The organism is Pseudoalteromonas piscicida, from assembly GCF_002208135.1.
GTDB lineage: Bacteria > Pseudomonadota > Gammaproteobacteria > Enterobacterales > Alteromonadaceae > Pseudoalteromonas > Pseudoalteromonas piscicida_A.
The window spans coordinates 445,395-469,191 of the sequence record NZ_CP021646.1; the positions used below are offsets into that span (position 1 = coordinate 445,395).

The 23,797-nt window shown below is 44.6% G+C and carries 25 protein-coding genes; 13 read left to right on the forward strand and 12 right to left on the reverse strand.

Translation table 11 applies throughout. The features are described from left to right. Nucleotides 1-12: 12 nt before the first annotated feature. The 5 genes from folK to sfsA all read right to left on the reverse strand — a co-directional run bounded on the left by folK (nt 13) and on the right by sfsA (nt 4,281). Complete coding sequence (gene folK, locus B1L02_RS02100) at nt 13-495, reverse strand: 2-amino-4-hydroxy-6-hydroxymethyldihydropteridine diphosphokinase (protein WP_088529731.1); 483 nt, start codon at nt 493-495, stop codon at nt 13-15. After that, nucleotides 496-1,812, reverse strand: a complete 1,317-nt coding sequence (gene pcnB / locus B1L02_RS02105; protein ID WP_088529732.1) for a polynucleotide adenylyltransferase PcnB — start codon at nt 1,810-1,812, stop codon at nt 496-498. Nucleotides 1,813-1,985: 173 nt separating this feature from the next. Beyond that, entirely contained in the window at nt 1,986-2,933 is a 948-nt protein-coding gene (gluQRS, locus tag B1L02_RS02110; RefSeq protein ID WP_088529733.1) for a tRNA glutamyl-Q(34) synthetase GluQRS, read from the reverse strand. Between the two features lie 10 nt (nt 2,934-2,943). Continuing rightward, a complete protein-coding gene (gene dksA, locus B1L02_RS02115) occupies nt 2,944-3,387 on the reverse strand; it encodes an RNA polymerase-binding protein DksA (protein WP_017216564.1) in 444 nt (147 codons plus the stop codon). A 174-nt stretch (nt 3,388-3,561) separates the two neighbouring features. Beyond that, nucleotides 3,562-4,281, reverse strand: a complete 720-nt coding sequence (gene sfsA, locus B1L02_RS02120; RefSeq protein ID WP_088529734.1) for a DNA/RNA nuclease SfsA — start codon at nt 4,279-4,281, stop codon at nt 3,562-3,564. A gap of 76 nt (nt 4,282-4,357) precedes the next feature. On the opposite strand from sfsA, the gene pepB reads away from it, so the two are divergent. Further along, complete coding sequence (pepB, locus tag B1L02_RS02125; protein WP_088529735.1) at nt 4,358-5,653, forward strand: aminopeptidase PepB; 1,296 nt, start codon at nt 4,358-4,360, stop codon at nt 5,651-5,653. Between the two features lie 61 nt (nt 5,654-5,714). On the opposite strand, the gene B1L02_RS02130 is transcribed toward pepB, so the two are convergent. Next, nucleotides 5,715-6,134, reverse strand: a complete 420-nt coding sequence (locus B1L02_RS02130) for an HPP family protein (RefSeq protein ID WP_088529736.1) — start codon at nt 6,132-6,134, stop codon at nt 5,715-5,717. Between the two features lie 137 nt (nt 6,135-6,271). Between B1L02_RS02130 and B1L02_RS02135 the strand changes: the two genes are divergently transcribed. Further along, entirely contained in the window at nt 6,272-6,925 is a 654-nt protein-coding gene (locus B1L02_RS02135) for a DUF2987 domain-containing protein (protein WP_088529737.1), read from the forward strand. Between the two features lie 20 nt (nt 6,926-6,945). Here B1L02_RS02135 and B1L02_RS02140 read toward each other — a convergent pair whose 3' ends face one another. The 5 genes from B1L02_RS02140 to gpmM form a co-directional block, all read right to left on the reverse strand. Further along, nucleotides 6,946-7,419, reverse strand: coding sequence for a GNAT family N-acetyltransferase (locus B1L02_RS02140; RefSeq protein ID WP_088529738.1), 474 nt, complete (start codon nt 7,417-7,419; stop codon nt 6,946-6,948). 9 nt (nt 7,420-7,428) lie between these two features. Beyond that, complete coding sequence (locus B1L02_RS02145; protein WP_088529739.1) at nt 7,429-8,172, reverse strand: divergent polysaccharide deacetylase family protein; 744 nt, start codon at nt 8,170-8,172, stop codon at nt 7,429-7,431. Between the two features lie 80 nt (nt 8,173-8,252). After that, nucleotides 8,253-9,464 (reverse strand): S41 family peptidase, encoded by a 1,212-nt coding sequence (locus B1L02_RS02150; RefSeq protein ID WP_088529740.1) that lies wholly within the window; start codon nt 9,462-9,464, stop codon nt 8,253-8,255. Between the two features lie 38 nt (nt 9,465-9,502). Then, the gene (locus B1L02_RS02155) at nt 9,503-10,648 is read right to left on the reverse strand and encodes a murein hydrolase activator EnvC family protein (RefSeq protein ID WP_088529741.1); all 1,146 of its coding nucleotides are present in this window, start codon (nt 10,646-10,648) and stop codon (nt 9,503-9,505) included. Between the two features lie 12 nt (nt 10,649-10,660). Continuing rightward, nucleotides 10,661-12,202, reverse strand: coding sequence for a 2,3-bisphosphoglycerate-independent phosphoglycerate mutase (gpmM, locus tag B1L02_RS02160; protein WP_088529742.1), 1,542 nt, complete (start codon nt 12,200-12,202; stop codon nt 10,661-10,663). Between the two features lie 277 nt (nt 12,203-12,479). Here gpmM and B1L02_RS02165 point away from each other — a divergent pair, with 277 nt between their 5' ends. The 5 genes from B1L02_RS02165 to B1L02_RS02185 all read left to right on the forward strand — a co-directional run bounded on the left by B1L02_RS02165 (nt 12,480) and on the right by B1L02_RS02185 (nt 15,301). Next, the gene (locus tag B1L02_RS02165) at nt 12,480-12,911 is read left to right on the forward strand and encodes a rhodanese-like domain-containing protein (RefSeq protein ID WP_010378806.1); all 432 of its coding nucleotides are present in this window, start codon (nt 12,480-12,482) and stop codon (nt 12,909-12,911) included. A 12-nt stretch (nt 12,912-12,923) separates the two neighbouring features. Continuing rightward, a complete protein-coding gene (grxC, locus tag B1L02_RS02170) occupies nt 12,924-13,181 on the forward strand; it encodes a glutaredoxin 3 (protein WP_010378807.1) in 258 nt (85 codons plus the stop codon). A gap of 83 nt (nt 13,182-13,264) precedes the next feature. Next, the gene (gene secB, locus B1L02_RS02175; protein ID WP_088529743.1) at nt 13,265-13,756 is read left to right on the forward strand and encodes a protein-export chaperone SecB; all 492 of its coding nucleotides are present in this window, start codon (nt 13,265-13,267) and stop codon (nt 13,754-13,756) included. Nucleotides 13,757-13,759: 3 nt separating this feature from the next. After that, nucleotides 13,760-14,767: an NAD(P)H-dependent glycerol-3-phosphate dehydrogenase gene (gene gpsA / locus B1L02_RS02180; protein ID WP_088529744.1), complete on the forward strand. Its 1,008-nt coding sequence runs from the start codon at nt 13,760-13,762 to the stop codon at nt 14,765-14,767. Between the two features lie 96 nt (nt 14,768-14,863). Beyond that, nucleotides 14,864-15,301 carry an energy transducer TonB gene (locus B1L02_RS02185; RefSeq protein WP_088529745.1) on the forward strand — a complete coding sequence of 146 codons (438 nt, stop codon included), beginning with the start codon at nt 14,864-14,866 and terminating at the stop codon, nt 15,299-15,301. A gap of 76 nt (nt 15,302-15,377) precedes the next feature. On the opposite strand, the gene B1L02_RS02190 is transcribed toward B1L02_RS02185, so the two are convergent. Beyond that, nucleotides 15,378-15,674 carry a hypothetical protein gene (locus B1L02_RS02190; protein WP_088529746.1) on the reverse strand — a complete coding sequence of 99 codons (297 nt, stop codon included), beginning with the start codon at nt 15,672-15,674 and terminating at the stop codon, nt 15,378-15,380. A gap of 127 nt (nt 15,675-15,801) precedes the next feature. Here B1L02_RS02190 and B1L02_RS02195 point away from each other — a divergent pair, with 127 nt between their 5' ends. The 6 genes from B1L02_RS02195 to msrB all read left to right on the forward strand — a co-directional run bounded on the left by B1L02_RS02195 (nt 15,802) and on the right by msrB (nt 23,778). Further along, complete coding sequence (locus tag B1L02_RS02195; RefSeq protein ID WP_174694546.1) at nt 15,802-16,536, forward strand: TrmH family RNA methyltransferase; 735 nt, start codon at nt 15,802-15,804, stop codon at nt 16,534-16,536. A 64-nt stretch (nt 16,537-16,600) separates the two neighbouring features. Beyond that, complete coding sequence (locus B1L02_RS02200; RefSeq protein WP_088529748.1) at nt 16,601-19,990, forward strand: AAA family ATPase; 3,390 nt, start codon at nt 16,601-16,603, stop codon at nt 19,988-19,990. An 18-nt stretch (nt 19,991-20,008) separates the two neighbouring features. Then, on the forward strand, nt 20,009-20,734 hold the full coding sequence (gene zipA / locus B1L02_RS02205; protein WP_088529749.1) for a cell division protein ZipA: 726 nt from the start codon (nt 20,009-20,011) through the stop codon (nt 20,732-20,734). A 66-nt stretch (nt 20,735-20,800) separates the two neighbouring features. Beyond that, entirely contained in the window at nt 20,801-22,819 is a 2,019-nt protein-coding gene (ligA, locus tag B1L02_RS02210) for an NAD-dependent DNA ligase LigA (RefSeq protein ID WP_088529750.1), read from the forward strand. A gap of 4 nt (nt 22,820-22,823) precedes the next feature. After that, entirely contained in the window at nt 22,824-23,336 is a 513-nt protein-coding gene (locus B1L02_RS02215) for a DUF2919 domain-containing protein (protein WP_088529751.1), read from the forward strand. 1 nt (nt 23,337) lies between these two features. Then, a complete protein-coding gene (gene msrB, locus B1L02_RS02220; protein WP_010378832.1) occupies nt 23,338-23,778 on the forward strand; it encodes a peptide-methionine (R)-S-oxide reductase MsrB in 441 nt (146 codons plus the stop codon). Nucleotides 23,779-23,797 lie beyond the last annotated feature (19 nt).

Genomic DNA, 23,797 nt, shown 5'->3' on the forward strand with positions numbered 1-23,797 from the left:
CCTTGGATTGGTTTATTTGAGGATTGCTAATCCGTTAAGTGGTAGCTTTTGTGTTAAAGAGTTAAGCTCAGTGCCATCAGGTAATTTGAGTTCTGGCGTTATCTCTAATAGTGGATAGACGACAAATTCTCTTTCTTTCAAGCCGTAATGTGGCACCGTAAGTCTATCACTGTTAATGGTGTCGGTATTAAAAAGCAGAATATCTAAATCGAGCGTGCGCGGTCCCCAGCGCTCAGCTTTGCGTACACGACCATGTTCAAGCTCTATTTGTTGCAACACATCGAGTAAAGACTCTGCTGTTAATGATGTCGCCAGTTTTGCTACGGCATTCACATAATCAGGTTGATCTTGAGGGCCCATAGGTTTTGAGCCATACAGGCTAGAGTGCTGGACAAGCGAGAGGTCTGGATGGGCGGCGAGCACATCGAGTGCTCGCTGTATTTGTGCCATCGGTTCAGATAGGTTTGCACCCAATCCAATGTACGCAATATTCATTTAATCTTCTTTCGGTTTTCTTTTTGGCTTACGTCTATTATATCGACGCTTAGGTTTGCTTTGGTTACCTAAGTTGCGCACCATGTCTTTTTGGCCGGTGACGTCATTCTTGAGGTAGTCAGTCCACCAAGCTGCGAGTTCTTCTTGCTCTTGCTCGCCACTTTCGACACGCAACAATAGGAAATCATATGCGGCTTTAAATCTCGGCTGTAAGCTTAGGCGATATGCACGCTGACCTGAGCGTTTATCTAGGCGCTGTTGAATATGCCAGATATCTCGGGCGCCTAAAGTAAAGCGTTTAGGCACAGCAACGTGTTTAGCATTCTCAGCAAGAACGTGATTGATGGCTTGCATAAAGGCATCATATTCATTCATACCTTCGGCTGCTAGCGCTTCGCTTTTAGCTAAAATAGGGAACCATAAAAGTGCTGCATAGATAAATGCAGGGGTTACTTTTTTATCCGCGTTGATACGGCTATCCGTATTGGCAAACATTTGCTGAATAAAGCGACGCTCAAAGTCATTGTCAGGTTGTGCTAGGATTTTATCTAACGCCGGGAATAATTGTGCAAACAAGCCGTATTCACGCATCTGAAGAAAGTTTTCTTCTGCTTTACCATTTAAAAATAGCTTTAGCGTTTCTTCGAACAAGCGTGCAGCGGGGATATGTCCAAGCAACGGCGCTAGTGCTTTAATCGGAGTTCGGGTCGGCGTAGCAATCTCCATATCCAGTTTGGTTGCAAAGCGGATAGCTCTGAGCATACGTACCGGATCTTCGCGATAGCGAGTTTCAGGATCGCCAATCAGCTCAATTTTACGCGCTTTAATGTCAGCAACACCACCGGCAAAGTCGCGTAGGGTAAAGTCATTAATAGAATAGTATAGCGCGTTGATAGTGAAGTCGCGGCGCTCGGCATCTTCTTCAATACTACCGTAGACATTGTCGCGTAATAGTTGTCCGTGTTCGCTGGCTTGACTTGTCGTGGCACAAGAATCATCACTTTGATGGTGGCCGCGCATGGTGGCGACTTCAATAATTTCCCGTCCAAAAACAATGTGCGCAAGGCGGAAGCGACGGCCTATTAAGCGACAATTGCGGAACAGCTTTTTGATTTGTTCAGGCGTGGCATTGGTAACGACATCAAAGTCTTTAGGCTCAATTCCTAGCATGATATCGCGGATACAACCACCAACTAGATAGGCATCAAAGCCACCATCTTTTAAGCGATAGAGCACTTTGATAGCATTAGGGCTAAATTGTTTACGAGATATACCATGCTCGCTGCGAGGAATTATCGCAGGTGTCGGGCTGGCCATTTTCACCGTCTCATCGCCTTTTCCAGTTACAAACTGGCGGCAAAAGTTTACAAGCTTGGAAATAATAACTCGTCTCCTGAGCAATCAAGTTTTCTATTCTAGTCGTTGTGAACCACTGCTTTTGTCTTAAAGCAGGTCGCATTTAAGGCTCGCTATCATATACTCAAATGAGACTAAATTGAAGTACTTGAAAAGAGTGGACGAAAAGCGAAATCGCCATTTTCTAGAGAGTCTAGTTGAATTTCCTGCACTTTAGGAACGCTATCAAGACTAAAAATATCAATAGCGTGAGTGAGTAATGCCTCAACATCTTGATAATTATGAAGAGAATCAACCGACACATGCAAATAACGCAGCGCGGCATAAAGGGTTGGTAACGGGTTGCTGTTATCAATAGCTGGAGCATGATTCTGCTTAGACAACTTAAATCCGGGCTCTGCGACAGCCAGTGGTACGTGAGCGTACTCAGGTGATGGCTGATTGAGTTGCCGAAATAAACTAATTTGCCTCGCTGTGGGCGCTAGCAGGTCGGCACCACGCACGATATGACTAATCTTTTGCTCTATGTCGTCAACCACCACCACCAATTGATAAGCAAATAAGCCGTCGCGGCGTTTAACGATGTAATCTTCATGCGCAATTGCAGAGGGAATGGCAACCGTGCCTTGTATTGCGTCATTAAATTCAGTAACTGGGCAGCGCTGCTGTAGGCGCAAAGCGTTATCTTGCCAACTTAGCGCTAAGGTTCGGCAATGATTGTTGTAAAACCCACCCATTGCTTTAATTTGCTTTCTGGTACATTGACACGCATATACAAGGGAGTCTGATTTTAGTGTCGTCAAATAAGCTTGGTATAGAGCATGGCGCTGTGATTGATAGATAACGTCTTCATCCCAGTAAAGGCCATATGCTTCAAGTGTGGTTAATATATTGTCGGCAGCACCCGCCACTACACGCGGTGTGTCTATGTCTTCGATGCGAACGAGCCATTTACCTTGATTGACTTTTGCATCTAAATAGCTACTCAGTGCGGCAACAAGAGAGCCGAAATGAAGCGGTCCAGAGGGCGAGGGAGCAAATCGACCGCGATAGCTCCCAGTTTGCTTTAAGCTTGGGGACACAGGGCTGAGATTATCCTCTGCCTTGTTGTTTTTCTTTGATTTCTGCGAGAGATTTACAATCAACACAAAGATCAGCTGTTGGACGCGCTTCTAAACGGCGAATGCCGATTTCAATACCGCACGACTCACAAAAGCCGAAGTCATCATCTTCGATAAGTTGAAGTGTTTTCTCAATTTTCTTGATTAGCTTACGCTCGCGGTCGCGAGTACGCAGTTCAAGAGAAAACTCTTCTTCTTGCGCTGCACGGTCCACAGGATCAGGAAAGTTTGCCGCTTCGTCTTGCATGTGTGTCTTAGTACGATCTACTTCATTACGTAGATCGGCACGCCATGCTTCTAATATCGCTTTGAAATGAGCACGTTGTGCTTCATTCATGTATTCTTCGCCTGGCTTTTCTTGATAAGGTTCTACACCGGCTTGAGCCAATAACCCTAGTTTTTTCTGGTCTGGCATACCATTCTCCTAAATCCTTAATACATAACCCCAGCTTTCGCCGGCGGGTATAAATAGCAAAATCTTTACCCCTTAGCAAACACTTTTTACTGCAAATGTCAGCCACTTTTTTCAAAGTTTAACCAATTGGGGGAAGAAAACTATCACGGCTATATGTGGGCAGCATGAAAAAAGTCAAGCGTAATCAAAAGGAATTTCTTCAATTAATTGTACTTGGTTATCGTCAATATGTGCTCGGTAAGCAATGATTTCTACTCCCTGAGAAATTGCTTCTTTTACTAACACTGCATATTTTTGATCGATATGACTGGCTGGTTTGACACAATTGATCCCTGTATGGAGCGCGGCAAAGAGTAACACCGCACGATGACCTTGCTGTTTAATGTGGATTAATTCTCTAAGATGCTTTTGACCTCTTAAGGTTTCTGCATCAGGGAAAAAACCTTGCTGTTGCTCAAGCAAAGTCACCGACTTTACTTCAACGTAGCAGAATTGCGACGATTGTCCATTTTCGAGGTTGCTCAACAAAATATCAATTCGGCTATTTTCAGCCCCGTATTTCACTTCTGTTTGAAGTGTTTTGTAGCCTTGCAGTTGCGTTATTCTTCCTTGCTCAATGGCCTCAACAGACACTTTATTGGCCACCGCTGTATTTACACAAATAAAATGACCATCATTATCTTGCGTCAACTCCAACGAATGAATGTACTTTCGTTTAGGATTATCGCTGGTCGAATAATAGGCTGTAAATCCTGGGTCTGCACAATTGGTCATTCTACCAGTATTGGCGCAGTGTACGGTGAATTCGTCACCACTTGAGGCGCGTAAGTCGACAAGAAAGCGTTTATATCGTTTGAGCAAGGTTGCTTGCTGTAATTGCCTAGAAAACTTCATTGGTCGCTTTAGGTTGGGTGTATTTAGTGGCTAGTGTACACTTAACCACACTTACAAGCACAAGAGTGAAAAGAGAATGTCAGAGAAATTTATTGTACGACTGAGTGAAGACGCAAAACCAGAGTATTTATCTACTGGTGCTGCATTGTCGTTTGAAAAGGACGGTGCTTTTATCCATTTACAACAAGACGAAACGCTAAAGAATATTCAAAAAGCGGCTCGTAGCATCGCACAACAAGGGATTAAGCAAGTTCATCTAGAAGGTGACTTGTGGTGTACTGAATCTCAATGGGCTTTTTATCAAGGGTTTGTGTCACCAAAAGCATTAGATGGTGTGGTGTTCGTTGACAACGACCAGTCAAGTCTTAAAGAGCTTGATGCATTAAAAGCGTCGGCAACATGGATGCGTCAGATGATCAACGGTACGGCTGAAGACATTTATCCTGAAAGCCTTGCTGGAAAAGCGGCTGAATTTATTCAGTCATTAGCACCTGAGCATGTTAGCTATCAAATCATTAAAGGCGATGCGCTGTTGGAGCAGCAATGGATTGGTATCCATGAAGTAGGACGCGGCAGTGAGCGTCCTCCAGTGTTGCTTGAGCTTGACTACAACCCAACCGGTAACGATGACGCACCAGTTAGCGCGGCACTTGTGGGTAAGGGGATCACGTTTGACTCAGGCGGCTACTCGATTAAGCCAAGTGAAGGCATGCTTACGATGAAGTGTGATATGGGCGGTGCGGCAACCGTAACGGCTGGTTTAGCACTAGCTATTCAACGTGGCTTTGACCGTCGTGTTAAGTTGTTCCTATGTTGTGCTGAGAACCTTATCTCAGGCCATGCCTATAAGTTAGGTGATATTCTTACCTACAAAAATGGCACCACAGTTGAAATCGTGAATACCGATGCTGAAGGACGTTTGGTATTGGCTGATGGCTTGATGGCTGCCAGTGAAACAGGCGCTGAGCTTATCATTGATGCCGCGACGTTAACGGGTGCTGCGCTCGTTGCTGTAGGCCAAGAGTACAATGCGCTATTTGGTTTAGACAAAGCGCTTGTCGGTGATGTACAGCAGTTCGCGAGTGACGAATTTGAAGCCGCGTGGCCATTACCTCTAGAAAAGTGGCACCAAAATAACTGTCCATCGCCTTATGCGGATACTGCTAACAGCCGAGCGCAAAAAGGTGGCGGCTTTGGTGGTGCATCGAATGCAGCGGGTTTCCTGTCTCGCTTTGTACCAAATGAAGGTCAAGGTTGGGTGCATATCGACCTTGCAGCTTCTTTCCAAAATAGCGCTGGTGGCCAATGGGCCGCAGGTGCGACGACGTTAGGTATGAGAACCGTAGCGAGAACGCTGCAAGAAAAAGCCTAATCATGCTGATAGCAGGGTGTATTCCGCGAGTCAGTGGAATACACCCTGCTCAATACTAGGTTTAAGACAATAGTGCTGCGGCGAGTCGCACAAAGTCTGATGATGTTAGTATACCAACCAACTTGTTTTGCTCGTCTACCACAGGCATACAGCCATGGCGATTATCGACAAAAAAGCGCACTACATCTTGTAGTGATTGACCTGGGCGCACGCTCGCAAAATCGGTCGCCATAATATCTTGTACTTTTGTTTGCTTCTCTTTTCTTGCAAGTGCATTTGCGCCATAGGTTGCCATTATTCCCATTACCTTGGCGATCATAATTTTTTGCGTGAGCATACCAACCAAGGATCCAGCCTCGTCAATCACTGGAATGTGACGGACATTTTTTTCTTTCATTAAATTATGCGCATCTTGCAAGGTATTTTCAGCAATCACTGCGAAAGGATCTGCGGTCATTAAATCAGCTACGGTTTGGGTCATCTGTTACTCCTTTTCACTCCATAAGCCTATGTTGAGTTTAGCCTGATCTATTTGGCATATGTGGAATTGAGATCAAGTTTTGAACTATTTCTCGAAGTACTCCTCTTATGAATACAACAATAAGAAAGGATAACCCAATGAAAAAGTTACTGATGTTAGGTGCTGTTGCGAGCTTACTTTGCAATTCGGTTTTCGCCGCTGAGCGAAGTGTTGAGTATGGTGAGATTAATCAAATTCTAGATTTAATCGCCAACAAAGCGCAGTCGCAATATATCTTGTCTAAATTTACTGTGGAAGTGAAGCAGCCTGATATCGCGCTAGAGGATGTTAAACTTTGGCTGGAGCAAGATGGTAAGGTCATTGCCAATGGTATCATAGATAAAGACGGCAATATTGATCTACCTATTCTCCCGCAGTCACGTGCTGATAAAGTTAATTTAGTGATCAATCAAGAAAAAGATGCCGTTGCGATTCTGGTCAATACGGATATAGCGTCGTTGACTAAGCAGCAAGTTATGTATCGCGATTTGTTTATTCTTCTAGAGGATATGGATGCTTTTGTTGATCTCATGGCTGGCGGCTTATCTTGGCTTGCTCCAAGCTTTGATGAACTCGAGTTTACTTTTACCGAACCCGCATCAATTCAGTTTGTAGATGCAAAAGGTAAAACTCAAAAGTTTGTGACAGATGATGAGTTGAAGATCCAAATCCCTAATAAGAAAAAGTGGATGAAGCAAAATCCATCCTTGCAATTTAGTGCCTTACCAACGCACTTTGCGCCCATTGACTAGGAAAGTTGCCTGTATGCCTGCTAGCGGGCGGGCATATCCTTTTCCATCAGATAATTGGTTAACACTTCGCCACGAACATTCACTTGTTGTTCCTTCACCACTTGGAAACCAAAATGTTCAAAGAAAGGTTTAGCCGTTTTACTAACATGGGAAAATAAGTGTGTTGTGTTGATTTTTTTGCTTTGTTCTAAGAGAGCGAGCATAAGTGCTTTACCTATGCCTTGGCCTTGATGTTCAGCATGGCAAAAAAAGTGATCAATAAGGCCACCAGCTTGGATATCGGCAAAGCCAACAATTTTACCATTTAGCACGGCGACAAGGGGCTGATTACTCCTTAACCGGTCTTGCCAGCTTTTATCGGCAACGTCGCTATGTGCCCATGCATTAACTTGGCTATTGGAGTAATGCTGTATATTTATCGAGCGTATTGTGTCAAACATAAGCTTGCGTAACACGGCTTCTTCGCCGCTTTGAAACTTTCTGATGATAATCATTGTTAATCTTTATTCTTGGAGTCGTAATTGCCCGGAAATAGCGTGTTGTTCAGCAATTTCTGCAAGTCGTACATATTTTTGTTCAACCAGTTGAGACACGGGAACAAGCTTGGCATCAATACTTTCAAGCTCAGCTAACTTGTCTGCAAGAAAGGCTGCGGTTTCCTTATATGGGTGCGCAATAATAATAACATGCTCATGATTAGCAAGTAGTTTAAGCATATGTTGCCATTGCCTATTTAGTGCTTCAGGTGATGTGTCATTGTCTAGAAAAACCTGCCGAGCAACGTTTTTTACGCCATAGAGGTTGGCTGCATACTGGGCTTGACTGTGGCTCGTAGTACGGCTATCCAAAAAGTATAATCCGCGCTTTTTTAATATTTCCATAGTCCATTTCATTGGCTCTATTTGTTCAGTTAATGCTGAGCCCATGTGATTGTTTACGCCTTTAACCTGAGGCAGTGTCGATAGCGCATTGCCAAGTGTCATTTGCAACTGCCACTTCTCCATATCGGTCGTTAATGCGCCCGGACCAAGAGCTTTTTCTGAGTCCTGTGCTTGCATTGGCACATGTAATAAAAGCTCTCGTTGTTGGCGGCTGGCTGCAAAAGCAAATTGTTGAGAAAAAGGCGTATGAGGCAGGATCGAAAAGGTGATCCCACCCGGTAATGACAGCAACTCTAAGTCACGTTGATGATTGCCAATATCGTCAATAACAATGGCAAACTGTTTTGCTGGCACTGCAAAGGTCATGCAGGCCAGTATTATCCCGATTATTTTTTTTAGCACACAAATTATTATTATAGTTTACCGCCCTACAGGGCCGTTATTATTTACTGTGATTGAACTAACGCTAGCGCCTTAGGCCAATGCGATGCTAGCTGTTCAATACCTGTTGTTTTGATTGATTCTTCACCAGTGATTATAGCGCTTTTATCCAACAGGGAAAGCGCTTGTTTGGTAAAATATACATCTGGCTCTATGCCTTTACCTTCAATTGATGTACCTGCTGGTGTGTAGTATCTCGCTGTCGTTAACTTTAATGCAGTAGTACCATTGCCAATCGGGATCAAGGATTGAACCGAGCCTTTACCATAGGAACGTAAGCCAACGACTAAGGCACGTTTATTATCCTTGAGTGCGGCGGCTAAAATCTCGGCCGCTGAAGCGGAATTATTGTTGATTAACACCAAAATAGGCGCACCATTTAAAATATCTCCCCGCTTTGCAATGTAAGCCTGATTGGCGTCATAGAAGCGGCCTTTGGTAGTGACGATTGTGCCACTATCTAGAAAAAGATCTGAGATTGCCACTGCGCTATTAAGTGTGCCGCCGGGGTTGTCACGTAAATCAATAACTAATTTTTTCAACGGGCTGCCTAACTGTACTTGTAGCCGATTTATGTGTCTTGCAACATCGTGATAAGTGTGATGATTAAAACTGTTGACGCTTAAAAAACCGGTACCGTCGTTTAGTAGTTTACTGGCGACACTTTCAATAACTATCTCTTGACGTTTAAGCTCAAGTGCAACCAGTTCGTCTTGTCTTAATACCACTAAATTGATGAGGTTTTTATTTGCGGCTTTGAGTAGGGCAGACACTTCTTCTATCGATTTGCCCGCGACATTAGCGCCATTGATTGCGTGGAGTTTATCACCGCTCTCTATTCCTGCTTGAGCTGCAGGTGAGTTGGGCAGGGTATCCAAGATAATCACGTAATTATCTTGCTCTTTGACTTCAATACCAAGCCCCGTGTAGCGCCCATTTGCTGCACTGAAGATGGATTCCAAGTCTTCCTCGTTGAGGTATTTAGAGTAGGGATCTAAATTATCAAAGAGGCTCGATAAGTTGCCTGCGTTATAGCGACTGAGAGGCAAGTCCTCAACATAATAGGTGTGGATATGATACAGGATTTCATCGATTTCTTGAGCCGAAAACTTTTGTGTAGACGCGTGACTAAAAGCGCTAAAACTTAACAAAAGTAGGAAGCTTAATAATGCAACATAGCGCGCTGCAAGCGCGTAAAAACGGGTTTGTCTATTCATGTGCTGCTCCTCATCAAGGTGCAGCACGGGTTATTCAGTTAACTGGATCTGCACCATTTTATCGGATCTACAGCGCTTCCCTTATGCCGTATCTCAAAGTATAGACCAGGATCTCTTTGTCCGCCGCTTTGTCCTACCAAAGCGATCACTTCACCACTGCGAACTTGATCGCCAACATCGCGAAGTAGCGTTTGAGCGTGGCCGTATAGGCTCATAAAGCCATGACCATGATCGAGCACAATAACCCAGCCAAAGCCGTTCAACCAATCTGCATACACAACTTGACCGGGGGCGACACTCGCTATTTCAGCGCCTTCATTTGCACCAATCAGGACGCCTTTCCAATTCATGCCTGCATGTTTGCTTTGGCCAAATTTATGTTTAATGCGACCTTTGGTCGGTAAACTCATTTTGCCTTTGAGTTTGGCTAACCCATCTAAACGTACTTCGGCTTCTTTTTGCGCCTTGGCAAGCTCTTCTAAGGTTTGGATTAAGGTTTGCTCATTCTCTTTTAAATACGCGATAGCAGAGCGTGTTTCACTGAGTTTATTGTTTAGATTCTCGAGTTGGTTTTGGCGTTCTTGCTGCGCTTGTTTGAGCGCTTCTAATCGTTCATTCTGATGGTTTTGTAGTGCTTCTAAGCGTGCTTGTGTTCGTGCTAATTCTGCTTGAGTCTGCGCCAATTCTTGGCCGATAGATTTCAGCTGTTCGAGCTGTTTAATCCGTGCTTTATTTAAGTAATCATAATAGGCTATGGTGCGCTCTAGCTTTGATGCATGCTCTTGATTAAGTAACATTCTGGAATAATCATGAGAGCCCGTCATATAGGCACTTTTTAGCTGAGCCGCAAGGATCTTTTCAAATTTTTTCTTGTCGTTTAGCAGCGAACTTTCTTGCTTTTTAAGTTCAGCCTGTTCGATTTGGTTTTCTTTAATTCCAACTTCTGTGAGTGAGATAGCTTTGGCACTTTTGGCAATATCAAGTTCGAAGGCTTTGAGCTTTGCTTCGTGACTATTAATTTCACCGCGCTGTTTTTTTAATGCTTGTTGACTGGCTTTGAGTTGTTGTTGAACTTCGCTTAAGTCTTGTTTGGTTCTAGATTCGTTGGCAACAGCGGGCGCTGTTGCCATGAGTAACGCCGCACCGAGAAGTGCGGCATAGTGAAATGTCGTTTTTAACGGCATACAGGCAGACCGTTATTTTAAACGCATAATTGGAGTGCCAGTCATCTCTCTAGGCTGCTCCATACCAAGTAAATGCAGCATTGTTGGTGCAACATCGCTTAGTGCTTTTCCTGCTTGTGGCTCGGCATCACGACCCACATAAATAAATGGTACAGGCTCACTAGTGTGAGCGGTATGAGCTTGACCTGTTTTAGGGTTTTGCATTTGCTCAGCATTACCGTGATCAGCGGTAATAAGTGCTTCGCCACCGCTTTCTTTTAACGCTGCAACCACATGACCGATACACTTATCAACGGCTTCACATGCTTTCACCGCAGCTTCAAATACGCCCGAGTGTCCAACCATGTCACCATTCGGGTAGTTACAGATAATGACGTCAAATTCACCGCTATGAATGGCTTCAACTAACTTATCAGTTAGCATTTCTGAGTTCATCTCTGGCTGTAAGTCGTAAGTGGCAACTTGTGGAGAAGGAATAAGTTCACGCTTCTCACCTTCAAAGAGATCTTCGCGACCGCCGCTAAAGAAGAAAGTGACATGAGCATATTTTTCTGTTTCTGAAATACGCAGCTGAGTTTTGTTGTGCTTAGCTAGCCATTCACCTAGCACATTGACAAGTGCTTCAGGCGCGAAAGCGATAGGGGCTTTGATGTCGGCGGCGTACTCAGTCATCATAACAAACGCACTTAGGTCCGGTGCTTTGCGTTTTTCGAAGCCGTCAAAGTCAGCATCGACAAAAGCACGGGTCATTTGGCGCGCTCGGTCTGCACGGAAGTTCATAAAGATAACCGTATCACCATCATTGATAGTTGCTGCTGATTGTCCTTCTGCGGTGATCACTGATGCTTTAACAAACTCATCATTTTCATCACGAGCGTAAGCTGCTTGTAGCGCTTCAACGCCATTACTATAAGTAAAATCAGCGTCACCACTTACCATCAAGTTATAAGCCGACTCGACGCGGTCCCAACGATTGTCACGGTCCATAGCATAGTAGCGACCAATAATAGACGCTAGGCGGCCACAATTGAGTGACTGCATCAAGGCTTCCATTTTCTCAATTGACGCTTGTGCGCTACGAGGTGGTGTATCGCGGCCATCCAAAAATGCGTGCAAATAAACGGTTGCACCGCGCTCAGCTGCTAATTTAATTGCTGCAACAATGTGGTCTTCATGGCTGTGAACGCCACCTGGGCTCAATAATCCCATCAGGTGAACGGCTTTGCCCTTTGCCACTGCTTTGTCGATATTCTCAACCAGAGCAGGATTGTGCTCAAACTCACCATCGTCAATCGCTTTAGTGATCCGCGTGAAGTCTTGATAAACCACACGTCCTGCACCTAGGTTAACGTGGCCAACTTCGGAATTTCCCATTTGCCCATCAGGTAGACCAACATCAAGGCCTGAACCTGAAATCAAGGTGTGCGGAGCAGAGCGCCATAGTTCATCTAATACTGGGGTATTGGCTGCTAAAATAGCATTGCTCTCGCTTTCCTCGCGATAGCCCCAACCGTCTAAAATCATTAATACCAATGGCTTTTTCTTAGCTGTCATTTGCGCTCCTGAAATCCTGAATTAGGCACGATGTTGATGTCTTACAGCAAACGCTACAATGTTAGGTTCACTAACTTGGGTGCAGCGCCTCCATAAGCTTGCTCTGGTTGCTGACAAGTAGAATACCTGTTTTTGTATGAATATTCAGCCCCACAGTGATGAATTATCGACTTTGAGATTGATATTTGCTCATGTTGAACAAGTCTGTTTTGTCGAGAATAAAGCAGGTATACTTGCTGCCACTTTATCGTTTAATAATTTTTTGGTTGATAAATTAATGGAACAATACGTTGCGTTTTTAGGTAACCATCCGGTACTTAGCATCATTTGGGTTGTGTTAGCCGCGATGTTAGTGAGTAGTTGGTTTAAGAGTCAGTTTTCTAAAATTAGACAAATTAATCCCCAGCAGTTGACTATGCTGGTTAACCGCCAAGATGGTCAGGTACTCGATATGCGTGCAGCAAAAGAGTTTAACCAAGGTCACATTGCAGGTTCTGAGCAGGTGAATGCGGAAAAACTCAAGCAAAAAGATTTTGCTGGTCTTGAAAAACATAAATCTAAGCCCATTATATTGGTCTGTAACACAGGTATGACGGCATCTGCTGTTGCTGATAACATGCACAAAGCTGGATTCGAGCAAGTGTACGTATTATCAGGTGGTATTGGCGCATGGCAAAGTGCGGGTTTACCAATCTCTAACGGAAAATAACTGAGGTCTATGATGAGCCAAGTCGTAATTTACACCAAAGACTATTGTCCATTTTGTCATCGTGCAAAAGCACTATTAGATGCAAAAGGTGTCACATACACTGAGTATGATATTGGTGCACAACCTGAGCTTCGTGACGAGATGATCGAAAAAGCCAACGGTGGATATACTGTTCCACAAATTTTTATCGCTGAGCGCCATATTGGTGGTTGCGACGATATGATGGCGCTTGAAGCGCAGGGCGAACTCGACAAGTTATTACAAGCATAAGATTGATTGAGCTTTGGCTCAGCTTACTTTTTATAATGACTGCTAGGAACTAGCAGGATCACAACAGAATTTAGGAAATTATCATGGCAGAACAAAACCAAGCAGCAGCAGAACAACAACAAGAAGGCGCTCAGTTCAACATTCAACGTATCTACACCAAAGACGTATCGTTTGAAACGCCAAACTCACCAGGTATCTTCCAAAAAGAGTGGACACCAGAAGTTAAGCTAGACATGGACACACGTTCAGCAAAGCTTGACGACAACGTATTTGAAGTCGTTTTAGCGCTAACAGTAACGGCAACTATCGGTGAGGAAACCGCATTCCTATGTGAAATCCAACAAGCTGGTATCTTTGCAATTGCAGATCTTGAAGAAATGCAAATGGCACACATGTTAGGTGCATTCTGTCCTAACATCCTATTCCCATATGCGCGTGAAGCGGTAGCTAGCCTAGTTAACCGTGGTACTTTCCCACAGTTAAACCTTGCGCCAGTTAACTTTGATGCATTATTTGCTCAGTATATGCAGCAGCGTGCAGCTCAAGCACAACCTGAGCAAACTGCTGATGCATAATTGATGAGTACAGCAAAATCAGCTGTAACTGTATTAGGGGCGGGGTCTTATGGCACCGCCCTTGCTATTTGTTTTGCCCGAAATGGTCACCAAGTGACATTGTGGGGGCGCAATAGCGAACACGTTGAGGCGCTAGCAGCTGAGCGTAAAAACCAACGTTATCTTCCTGACATCCAGTTTCCAAACACGCTTGAACTTGAGGCCGATTTAGAAACGGCTGTTAAGTCTAGCGAGTGTATTTTGGTGGTTGTGCCAAGTCATGCGTTTGCAGACACCTTGAAGAAGATTAAACCTATGCTACTTGAGAATGCAAAAGTAGCTTGGGCAACCAAGGGGCTTGAACCAAATACTGGGCGACTATTGCAAGAGGTTGCACTGGATGTGTTGGGTGATGATGTGCCGTTGGCGGTGCTAAGTGGACCTACTTTTGCGAAAGAAATGGCCGCGGGATTACCTACTGCTATTTCAGTGTCTTCGATTTGCGCAAAGTTCCGTGAAGAACTCGCTGAGCTATTGCATTGCGGCCGCTCGTTTAGGGTATATAGCAACGAAGACTTTATTGGTATTCAGCTTGGCGGCGCGGTCAAAAACGTTATTGCAATTGGTGCGGGCATGTCTGACGGCTTTGGTTTTGGTGCGAATGCCAGAACTGCGCTTATCACCCGAGGACTCGCTGAACTTTGTCGTTTAGGATGTGCGTTAGGTGCGCGTTCTGAGACCTTTATGGGTATGGCGGGACTTGGTGACCTAATCCTTACTTGTACGGATAACCAGTCGCGTAATCGCCGCTTTGGTCTTGCACTTGGCACGGGAAAATCGGTCGACGAGGCCATGTCGAGTATAGGTCAGGTAGTCGAAGGCTATCGCAATACCAAAGAAGTTTATCTACTTGCCAAACGTACTGGTATTGAAATGCCGATCACCGAGCAGATCTATCAAGTACTTTATGAGCAAAAAGATGTGAAAGAAGCCGCAATGGCGTTGCTTGGGCGCGAAAAGCGAGCTGAGTGAGCTGCCTATGGAAGTCAAAGCAACTATTGCTTTGGCTTTCCAATGAATAAGAAGTAGAGTGGAACCTTTATTTGATAAATATAAAAAGGAATATTTATGAAAGTTCAATTATTGATCAGTGTATTGGTTGCGGGCACCTGTTGGGAAGCTGAGGCCAAGACATTACATGGTGATGTAAAGTCAACCCAGCTAAGCCCATCTATAGAAGCTTCTATCTGGCAAAAGAAAGGTAACAGCATACCTAAATATCCACCTGCATTGGCAAAGCGCAAACTTGCTGGATGTACCGTACTCAAGGTGATGATTGATGCTGATGGAAAAACTGAAGATATCGAACAAATTGCTAGCATTCCATCCAAAACATTGGCTAAGCACGCTAAACAACTTATTAAAAGCTGGCAATGGTCTCCTATTGATACACAGCACCTCGGTCGGGAAGAAAAGTTGATGAGAATTGATTTTTGTCTGGGCGGAGCTGATTTGGCTAATGCGCAAATGCGTTGCGAAGCTCAAGCAAAATTGGACTGTGAATAGATATAAAAACCAGCTAGCTTAAACCTCAACCAGCTAGCTTAAACCTCAAATTAAGTAAATTTGGGGAGTGTGACACTCACTCTCCAAACTTAACGTTATAGCGACGTTTAAACCAAAGCAGAAATGGGATTTCAATCACGCTAAATGCGACAATCGTAAACACCACCCAGTTACTCTCAAAAAACATTAACGAAAATTCGATATCCTTGCCATAGTACAAACTCCCAGACACGGCTAGAGAAACCGCAGTAACCAATAAATCTTGTTTGCTGATACTGGCGAGGCTTTTCTCTTTTAATTTGGGGTAAACGAATACATATGCCACAAAAAGTAGAATAAAGTTGAGTAAAATAAGCGTTAGCTCAGGTGACATGATTACCTCTTTGCCTAGTGTGTCCTTCGGCACAAGATAACATAATTTCTTAGCTTAATGCCTCGTTGAAACGCTTTTTATCTGATACTGAACAGGTATAATGGTGAATCCAACTTTTGAGGTGCACATGATCTCCAAGAATCAACAAAAACTACTTCGTGCTTTAGGGCAAAAAAAATATCGCAAACAACATGGTCTGTATTTAGTACAAGGCGAGAAGAATGTGATTGAGTTAGTTGATGCTGGGTTGGCCGTTGAACAGTTGTTCGCGACCAGTGAGTTCATGACAAAGTATAAATCCAAACTCGTCAATATCGCCTGCGTAGAAGCAGAAGAGGAAGTGCTGAGCAAGGTGAGCACTTTAGTGTCAAATAATGCGGCGATAGCGGTCGTTGCAATGCCGCCAACAGAAGAAATTAATACTGCTGGGTTGGTGTTGGCACTAGATGGGGTATCAGATCCAGGTAATCTCGGTACCATTATTCGCCTTGCCGATTGGTATGGATTAACGCAGCTCGTGGTGAGCGAAAACTGCGCGGATCAATTTAACCCTAAAGTGATCAGTGCCACCATGGGCTCATTTGTGCGCGTTAATGTGGTGAGAACCGATCTCGAGGCCTTTTTACAACAATATCAAGGCGAGTGCTATGGTGCATTCCTTGGCGGTGAAAGTGTGCATCAGTGCCAATTTAGTCGTAACGCCGTGTTAGTAATGGGCAGCGAGTCTCATGGTATTAGCGATAGCATAGCGGCTCACATCAATAAAAAGGTGACTATTCCTGCGTTTGGCGGTGCTGAGTCATTGAATGTGGCGATGGCTACTGGGATCATTTTGGATAATATTAAACGCTGCCATAGCTAAGTCGTAGATCTTGCTAATGAATTGCCTTATTCTCAAAAGTAACCGCGAACAACAATAATAAGCTATGCGACTGAGCAGCATCAAACTGGCCGGCTTTAAATCTTTCGTAGAGCCAACCAAGATCCCGTTTCCTGACCAGATGACATGTGTGGTTGGGCCAAACGGCTGTGGTAAGTCTAATGTTATTGATGCGGTTCGCTGGGTACTGGGTGAAAGCTCAGCGAAAAACCTCCGTGGCGATGCCATGACGGATGTTATCTTTAACGGTTCAACCAAACGTAAACCTATCTCGCAAGCTTCTGTAGAACTGATTTTTGATAATACCCAAGGCCGGTTGCCCGGCACGTTTGCAGATCGTAATCAAATTGCCATTAAGCGTTTAGTGACGCGAGACGGCCAGTCTCTTTATTTTTTAAATGGTAGTAAGTGCCGTAAGCGCGATATCACGGATATCTTTTTAGGTACCGGTTTAGGTCCTCGTAGTTACGCAATCATTGAGCAAGGGATGATCTCTCGCTTGATTGAAAGTAAGCCGCAAGAGTTGAGAGTTTTTTTAGAAGAAGCCGCTGGAATTTCAAAATATAAAGAGCGTCGTCGAGAAACCCAAACCCGGATCAAAAGTACCCGCGAAAACATGGAGCGTTTGCTCGATGTTAGGCAAGAGCTCCAGGGCCAGCTAGATAAACTGGCACTTCAAGCACAACAGGCGAGCGAATATAAGTCTTTAAAGTCGCAGGAGCGAGACTTAAAGTCGTGGATAGCAATTTTAAAATGGCAAAGCCTTGAGCAAAAGCAGGCAATAAAAGCCAAAGAAATCGCCAAACTCAACGAAAAATTAGCATTTTTCAATGAAGCTCACAGTGGCCATGACAGCATTTTGGCGACGCTAGAACATGAAATTAAGCATTTCAATGATGGTTATGAGCAAGCACAACATAGCGTGCACCGAATTGAAACCCAGTTGGCAACGCTTGAGCAACAGAAAGTCAATCTAACAGATAAAAAGCGTCAGCTTATTGAGCAGTCTCAAATACTGAAATCGCAACAGCAAGAAGTGATTGAGGCGCAAGACGAGCAAGCCGAGTATGTGGCGAGCAGTGCTGAAAAAGTCGATGAAGTTTCTGAACAACTTGAGATTGCGCTATTGCAATTGGAAGAAATTCAGCTCACAAACGAGCAAAGTGACGCCGAGCAAACTCAGTTAGAAGCGCAGTTTAGTAGCGCACAGAAGCAGTACCAACAAATACATGCTAAGGTACAGCAAGGGGCAAGCCAATTAGCGCAACAACAGCAAGCTAAACTGCACATAGAGAAGCGTCTGGTTGAGCTGCAGGAACAGGCCGAAGCGCATCGCGCATCTATGTTGGAAAATGACTTGGCTGAAGCTCAGGATGCACATCATCAGCTAGTTCAAGCGATGGCTAAATTACAAAGCCAAGCTGGTAAGTTGCAAAGCCAAGAGCAAGCCAATAAAGAGGAAATCTTACTGGCGGAAAGTCATGCTCAAAAAGCGCTTCAGGCGTTACAAGAAGTGCAATCTGAAATAAAGGCGTTATCACGCTGGGCAAACGAAGCGTCTGAGACTTCAGCTACGACTATGTTATCGCAACTTGTTGTCGAGTCTGGGTATGAAGAATGCGTGGAAGCGGCATTGCTTGGGTTAACGCATTTAGTCGTCGAGCAAAGCGAAATAAATACGCTATGGCCCATCGAACTCGAAGTTCCCTGTGATTCAATCGCGACAAAAATAAGCTCAGGACTGTTTCCCAGTTTTTTATCAAAAATAAAATTATGCGCTGAACCTACGGACTTTAGATCGTGTGAACAATTCCTTCTCGGTGTGACGAAAAGTGGTGTTATTGTGGGTGATAACTTTAAGGCAAAAGCGAAAAGCAATGAAGAGAGTGGTGCGTTAAAACGCTATGCCCAATTGCAGTCATGCCATATTCAGCTTTCTCACCTGCAAAAACTCGCTGAAGAGGCCGAGCAGGTTGTAGCACAAAAACGCATTGCCCTTGAGGACACGCAAGCTTGCTTGTTGAAAACACAGCAATGCGTTCACGAAAAGGCACAAGCAATCGCCAGCCATAAAACTAAAGTTGAAATGCTGGATGAGAATCTGAGCGCTTGGCGTGAGCTAGGACAAAAAATTCAGGAACAACTTGATATCATTGCTCAAGAACGAGCTGAGGTCATCGAACAACTTGAACTTTATACTGAACAGCAATTACAACGTGATGAGTTACTAGCGCAAGCACAAGAAACACAACAACTGGCCGAGGCTAAGTTGACTGAGTTTAAACAACATAGTCAATCTCGACGCGCCGCATTACAAGAAGCGCAGCAATTAGTTCATACGACTAAACTTACGTCGCAGCAGGCAGAAAGTGAGCTACAGCTCAGCAATTCTAAGTTAGAACACTTGCAACATCGTCACGATGAAATAAATCAGCGCATCGAGCAAACACAAGAAGATATTTTACTTTGTGAAGAGCCGCTCGCGGAGGCGCATGAAGACATTGAATTATTGCTCGCCCAACATTTAGAAGCCAAGGCGCAAAAGCAAACGATGTTGGATACGCTCAACCAAGCCAAGGAAAACCTCTCCCAAAAACAAGCTGCATTAAAAGATGCACAAGGCGAAGTGAGTAAACTCAATGCGTCTTTGCAACAAGTGAAACTTGAAGAGCAAAGCTTGATGATAAAGGCGCAAGCGGCACTTGAACCCTTGCAGGAGCTTGGTCGGACGCTAAAAGCGGAACTGGCGCAATTACCCGAAGACGCAAACTTGGGCCAGTATCAAGCCAATTTGAGTCGAGTCAGTAATGATCTTGGTAAGTTAGGGGCTGTAAACTTAGCGGCAATTGAAGAGTTTGAAGAGGCGAAGGCACGTAAAACCTATTTAGATACACAGCTAGATGATCTCACTAATGCGTTAGAAACGTTAGAAGCGGTGATCAGAAAAATTGATAAAGAGACCAAAACCCGTTTCAGTGCCACCTTTAATCAAGTAAATGAAGACTTAGCTGAGTTGTTTCCTAAAGTATTTGGTGGGGGGAGTGCATATCTAGAATTGACTAGCGATGACCTACTCGAAAGTGGTGTTTCTATCATGGCGAGGCCGCCAGGTAAGAAAAACTCGACAATTCATCTGTTAAGTGGTGGAGAAAAAGCGCTGACCGCATTATCATTGGTGTTTTCAATATTCAGGCTTAATCCAGCCCCATTCTGTATGCTGGATGAAGTAGATGCACCGCTTGATGACGCAAACGTAGGGCGATTTTGTCGTTTGGTTGAAGAGATGTCGCAAACAGTGCAATTTATTTATATCAGTCATAATAAGGTCGCTATGGAAATGGCGGGTAGACTGACGGGGGTAACCATGGCAGAACCTGGGGTGTCGCGTATGGTTGCCGTAGATATAGAACAAGCGGTGCAAATGGCACAGGCATAACAACAAAAAAGGTGAGCAATGGCCACAGAGTTAAGATGGGCATTAATCGTGATCAGTGCGTTGGTCATAGGCGGGTTACTCATACATGGACTTTGGTCTGTTCGTAAGAAGAGCAGCGATAAAGTGTCAAAAAAGGAGCCCAATGAACTCAAAGAGCAAACGCCAAATCATGATAAAGAGCCTGACGAACCTGAAATTGGAGAGATGACCTTTAGTGCGGTGGATGATGAGCCTGCGACTGAGGGCATTATAGCAACGGAAGCGCCTGAAACCGAGGTGCAAACCGAGAGCAGTGGATCTGAAGAGGCTGAGCCTGAAGAGAATGCGATAGAGCCACAAGACTTTATTATTCTTCATGTTGAAATGCCTGAAGGCCTGAAAATGGCAGGTTCAAGGTTGTTACCAACCGTGTTAAGCCTTGGATTTAAATATTCTGATGAGGGCTTCTTCAATCGCCATTTAGAGCCGTCCGGAAACGGTCCTGTGTTATTTAGATTGGTAAACATGTACAACCCAGGTACGTTTGACATCGATAACATGGAACAATTTAGCACAGCTGGCATTAGCCTATTTATGACCTTACCTTGTGAAGGCGATAACTTGGCTGCATTTAATATGCTTCACAGTGCATCGAAAAAACTAGCTGAAGAGTTTGGCGCAACGGTACTTGATAAAGACCGCGAACCGTTAACGGTTGAAGCCGTGCGTGGTTATGTTGAAAAAGTGCGTGAATTCGCCGCTTAATCGCTACTTAGAATCATTTTTAAGCCACTGGCATCTGCTGGTGGCTTTTTACGTTTAGAGGTTTAAATGTCAGACAACATTGAAAGCCAAGTTGCAGCTCTTAGGCAGCAACTCGAAGATTACAATTACCAATATTATGTTCTAGATAACCCAAGTGTGCCTGATGCGGAATATGATCGTGTAATGCGCCAGTTGATGGCGCTTGAGCAGCAGCATCCTGAGTTACAAAGTCCTGATTCCCCATCGCAGAAAGTGGGTGGTGAAGCGCTTAGCAAGTTTGAGCAAGTAACACACAGAGTACCTATGTTGTCGCTTGATAATGCCTTCGACGAGAGTGAATTTACGGCATTTAATCGCCGTTTGAAAGAGCGCCTACTGACAAGTAAAGATGTTACTTTTTGCTGTGAACCAAAGCTCGATGGCTTGGCGGTGTCTATTTTGTATCGTGATGGTGTGCTCGTTCAAGCGGCGACAAGGGGAGACGGTCAAGTTGGGGAAAACATTACGGAGAACGTCAAAACCATTCGTAACATTCCGCTTAAACTGCGTGGAGATCATATTCCACATGAAGTAGAAGTGCGTGGTGAAGTTTTTATGGATACTGCGGGTTTCATTAAGCTAAATGAAACGGCGCAAGCGAAAGGTGATAAGACTTTTGCAAACCCAAGAAATGCGGCAGCGGGAAGTCTGCGCCAATTAGACTCGAAAATCACCGCTAAGCGTCCGTTGATGTTTTATGCATATTCTATGGGCTTGGTTGAAGGCGGTGAGCTGGCCAACGAGCATTATGCTCAGCTACAGCAATTACAAGGTTGGGGCTTGCCAATGAGCCCTGAGACAAAACTTGTTGATAATGCACAACAAGCTTTGGCTTATTATCAAGATATCATGACGCGCCGTGCTGAGCTTCCCTATGAAATTGACGGCGTAGTGATCAAAGTGAATGATAAAGCGCAACAAGAGCAGCTTGGCTTTGTTGCTCGCGCGCCGCGCTGGGCGATTGCATTTAAGTTCCCAGCACAAGAAGAGATCACTCAGCTGCTTGATGTTGAGTTTCAGGTCGGTCGTACCGGTGCGATCACGCCCGTCGCACGCTTAGAGCCTGTTTTTGTTGGCGGTGTTACGGTATCGAATGCCACGCTTCATAATGGTGATGAAATTGCGCGTTTAGGTGTAAAGATTGGTGATACCGTTATTGTACGCCGAGCTGGGGATGTGATCCCTCAGGTAACTCAGGTCGTTTTAGATAGGCGTCCTGATGACGCCAAAGAGATTGAGTTCCCAGATACTTGTCCGGTGTGTGATTCTCATGTTGAACGAGTTGAAGGGGAGGCGGTTGCGCGTTGTACTGGCGGTTTAGTGTGCCGTGCACAACGTAAAGAAGCAATTAAGCACTTTGCATCGAGAAAGGCCCTCGACATAGATGGCCTTGGCGACAAAATAGTTGAGCAGTTAGTTGAGCGCGAGCTAATCAAGACGCCTGCCGATCTGTTTATCTTAAGACAAGGGCATTTTGAGTCTCTTGAACGTATGGGACCAAAGTCTGCTAAAAACTTGGTTGCGGCGCTTGAGGAAGCAAAGCAAACAACGTTAGCCAAATTTTTGTATTCCCTTGGGATCAGAGAAGTTGGTGAAGCGACAGCACAAAACTTGGCAAATCACTTCCTGACGCTTGAAAAAGTGATGGCCGCCTCCATTGATACTCTACAGCAAGTAAGTGATGTTGGTGTGGTTGTTGCGCAGCACATTCATAGCTTTTTTGCCGAGCAGCACAATCAAGAAGTGGTAACTGCATTGATTGAAGTGGGTGTAACTTGGCAAGATGTGGCAGCACCGTCAGAGGATACACAACCCTTAGCAGGACTAACTTATGTGTTGACTGGAACCTTGAGCCAATTGAACCGCAACGATGCTAAATCGAGGTTGCAAGCACTTGGCGCTAAGGTCGCGGGTAGTGTGTCGAAAAATACGGATGCGGTTTATGCCGGCGAAAAAGCAGGCTCTAAGCTCACCAAGGCACAAGAGCTAGGTGTTGAGGTGTTCGATGAAGAGGCGCTGATCGCACTGTTAAACAAATACGAGTAGTAAAATGAAACCTGTAATACGATACGGCCCTGAATACTGGGATAAATATGGCGTTTATCGTACGCCAATCGCTTTTAATTTAGCGCTGGTCGTGTTGCTTCGCCCGTTGCTCATTTGGGGGTTTTCTGCACTTGCACGACGCCCCGACTTGGATTTGATGTCGCTATTCTTTGAGTCTAAGTTTCACTTTTTCGTCGCGACCGGGATCGCTTGTATTGCGCTCATACCTACAGTTGTGTTTTCGCTTAGGCGTCCAACAAGCTCTCCAAAGCTCGCTGCCGTCTGGCGTTATATGCGTTTGCCACTTATATTAACAGCGGTACTCGATTTGGCGTGGTTGATCCTGCAAGCTGGGAAAACCCATTATAGTTTTTCTCCTTATATTGCCGTACAAATTGTACTGGTGAGTTGGGTACTTTTATATTTAATTAAAAGTCGCTATCTAAGCTGCTTTTTTGGCGATTGGCCACTTCCTGTTGAAGAGCAAAAGACAGAAGTAAACAAGAGAGAGAATTGAGATGTTAAAGTGGTTAGATATACTAAACTTTGCCAGAAATGGTAATCCTGTTGCGCCTCGCAGAGTTGATAAATCGGACCAGCAATGGCAATCAGAGCTTGCTCCAGAAACTTACATGATCACCAGGAAAAAGGGGACTGAACGCCCGTTTAGCTCACAAAGTTGTCAGCTTTTTGAACCTGGTAAATACTACTGTGTATGCTGTGGCGAGCTGTTATTCGATGCCGAAGAAAAGTTTGATAGTGGCTCTGGTTGGCCCTCGTTTACACAGCCTGCAGCAGTGGAAGCTGTGGCATATCATGGCGATAAGAGCCATGGAATGACGCGCGTCGAAATCACTTGTAATGTGTGTGATAGCCACTTAGGTCACGTATTCCCTGATGGCCCTGAACCAAGTGGACTGCGTTATTGTGTTAATGCCCTTGCAATGGAAAAGAAATAACTCAATTGCGATAAAACAA

Bases quoted from the DNA above. Each gene is read 5' to 3' on its own strand.
- folK (WP_088529731.1), bottom strand. From the start codon at position 495: ATGAATATTGCGTACATTGGATTGGGTGCAAACCTATCTGAACCGATG.
- pcnB (WP_088529732.1), bottom strand. From the start codon at position 1,812: ATGGCCAGCCCGACACCTGCGATAATTCCTCGCAGCGAGCATGGTATA.
- dksA (WP_017216564.1), bottom strand. From the start codon at position 3,387: ATGCCAGACCAGAAAAAACTAGGGTTATTGGCTCAAGCCGGTGTAGAA.
- sfsA (WP_088529734.1), bottom strand. From the start codon at position 4,281: ATGAAGTTTTCTAGGCAATTACAGCAAGCAACCTTGCTCAAACGATAT.
- pepB (WP_088529735.1), top strand. From the start codon at position 4,358: ATGTCAGAGAAATTTATTGTACGACTGAGTGAAGACGCAAAACCAGAG.
- B1L02_RS02130 (WP_088529736.1), bottom strand. From the start codon at position 6,134: ATGACCCAAACCGTAGCTGATTTAATGACCGCAGATCCTTTCGCAGTG.
- B1L02_RS02135 (WP_088529737.1), top strand. From the start codon at position 6,272: ATGAAAAAGTTACTGATGTTAGGTGCTGTTGCGAGCTTACTTTGCAAT.
- B1L02_RS02140 (WP_088529738.1), bottom strand. From the start codon at position 7,419: ATGATTATCATCAGAAAGTTTCAAAGCGGCGAAGAAGCCGTGTTACGC.
- B1L02_RS02145 (WP_088529739.1), bottom strand. From the start codon at position 8,172: ATGACCTTTGCAGTGCCAGCAAAACAGTTTGCCATTGTTATTGACGAT.
- B1L02_RS02150 (WP_088529740.1), bottom strand. From the start codon at position 9,464: ATGAATAGACAAACCCGTTTTTACGCGCTTGCAGCGCGCTATGTTGCA.
- B1L02_RS02155 (WP_088529741.1), bottom strand. From the start codon at position 10,648: ATGCCGTTAAAAACGACATTTCACTATGCCGCACTTCTCGGTGCGGCG.
- gpmM (WP_088529742.1), bottom strand. From the start codon at position 12,202: ATGACAGCTAAGAAAAAGCCATTGGTATTAATGATTTTAGACGGTTGG.
- B1L02_RS02165 (WP_010378806.1), top strand. From the start codon at position 12,480: ATGGAACAATACGTTGCGTTTTTAGGTAACCATCCGGTACTTAGCATC.
- grxC (WP_010378807.1), top strand. From the start codon at position 12,924: ATGAGCCAAGTCGTAATTTACACCAAAGACTATTGTCCATTTTGTCAT.
- secB (WP_088529743.1), top strand. From the start codon at position 13,265: ATGGCAGAACAAAACCAAGCAGCAGCAGAACAACAACAAGAAGGCGCT.
- gpsA (WP_088529744.1), top strand. From the start codon at position 13,760: ATGAGTACAGCAAAATCAGCTGTAACTGTATTAGGGGCGGGGTCTTAT.
- B1L02_RS02185 (WP_088529745.1), top strand. From the start codon at position 14,864: ATGAAAGTTCAATTATTGATCAGTGTATTGGTTGCGGGCACCTGTTGG.
- B1L02_RS02190 (WP_088529746.1), bottom strand. From the start codon at position 15,674: ATGTCACCTGAGCTAACGCTTATTTTACTCAACTTTATTCTACTTTTT.
- B1L02_RS02195 (WP_174694546.1), top strand. From the start codon at position 15,802: ATGATCTCCAAGAATCAACAAAAACTACTTCGTGCTTTAGGGCAAAAA.
- B1L02_RS02200 (WP_088529748.1), top strand. From the start codon at position 16,601: ATGCGACTGAGCAGCATCAAACTGGCCGGCTTTAAATCTTTCGTAGAG.
- zipA (WP_088529749.1), top strand. From the start codon at position 20,009: ATGGCCACAGAGTTAAGATGGGCATTAATCGTGATCAGTGCGTTGGTC.
- ligA (WP_088529750.1), top strand. From the start codon at position 20,801: ATGTCAGACAACATTGAAAGCCAAGTTGCAGCTCTTAGGCAGCAACTC.
- B1L02_RS02215 (WP_088529751.1), top strand. From the start codon at position 22,824: ATGAAACCTGTAATACGATACGGCCCTGAATACTGGGATAAATATGGC.
- msrB (WP_010378832.1), top strand. From the start codon at position 23,338: ATGTTAAAGTGGTTAGATATACTAAACTTTGCCAGAAATGGTAATCCT.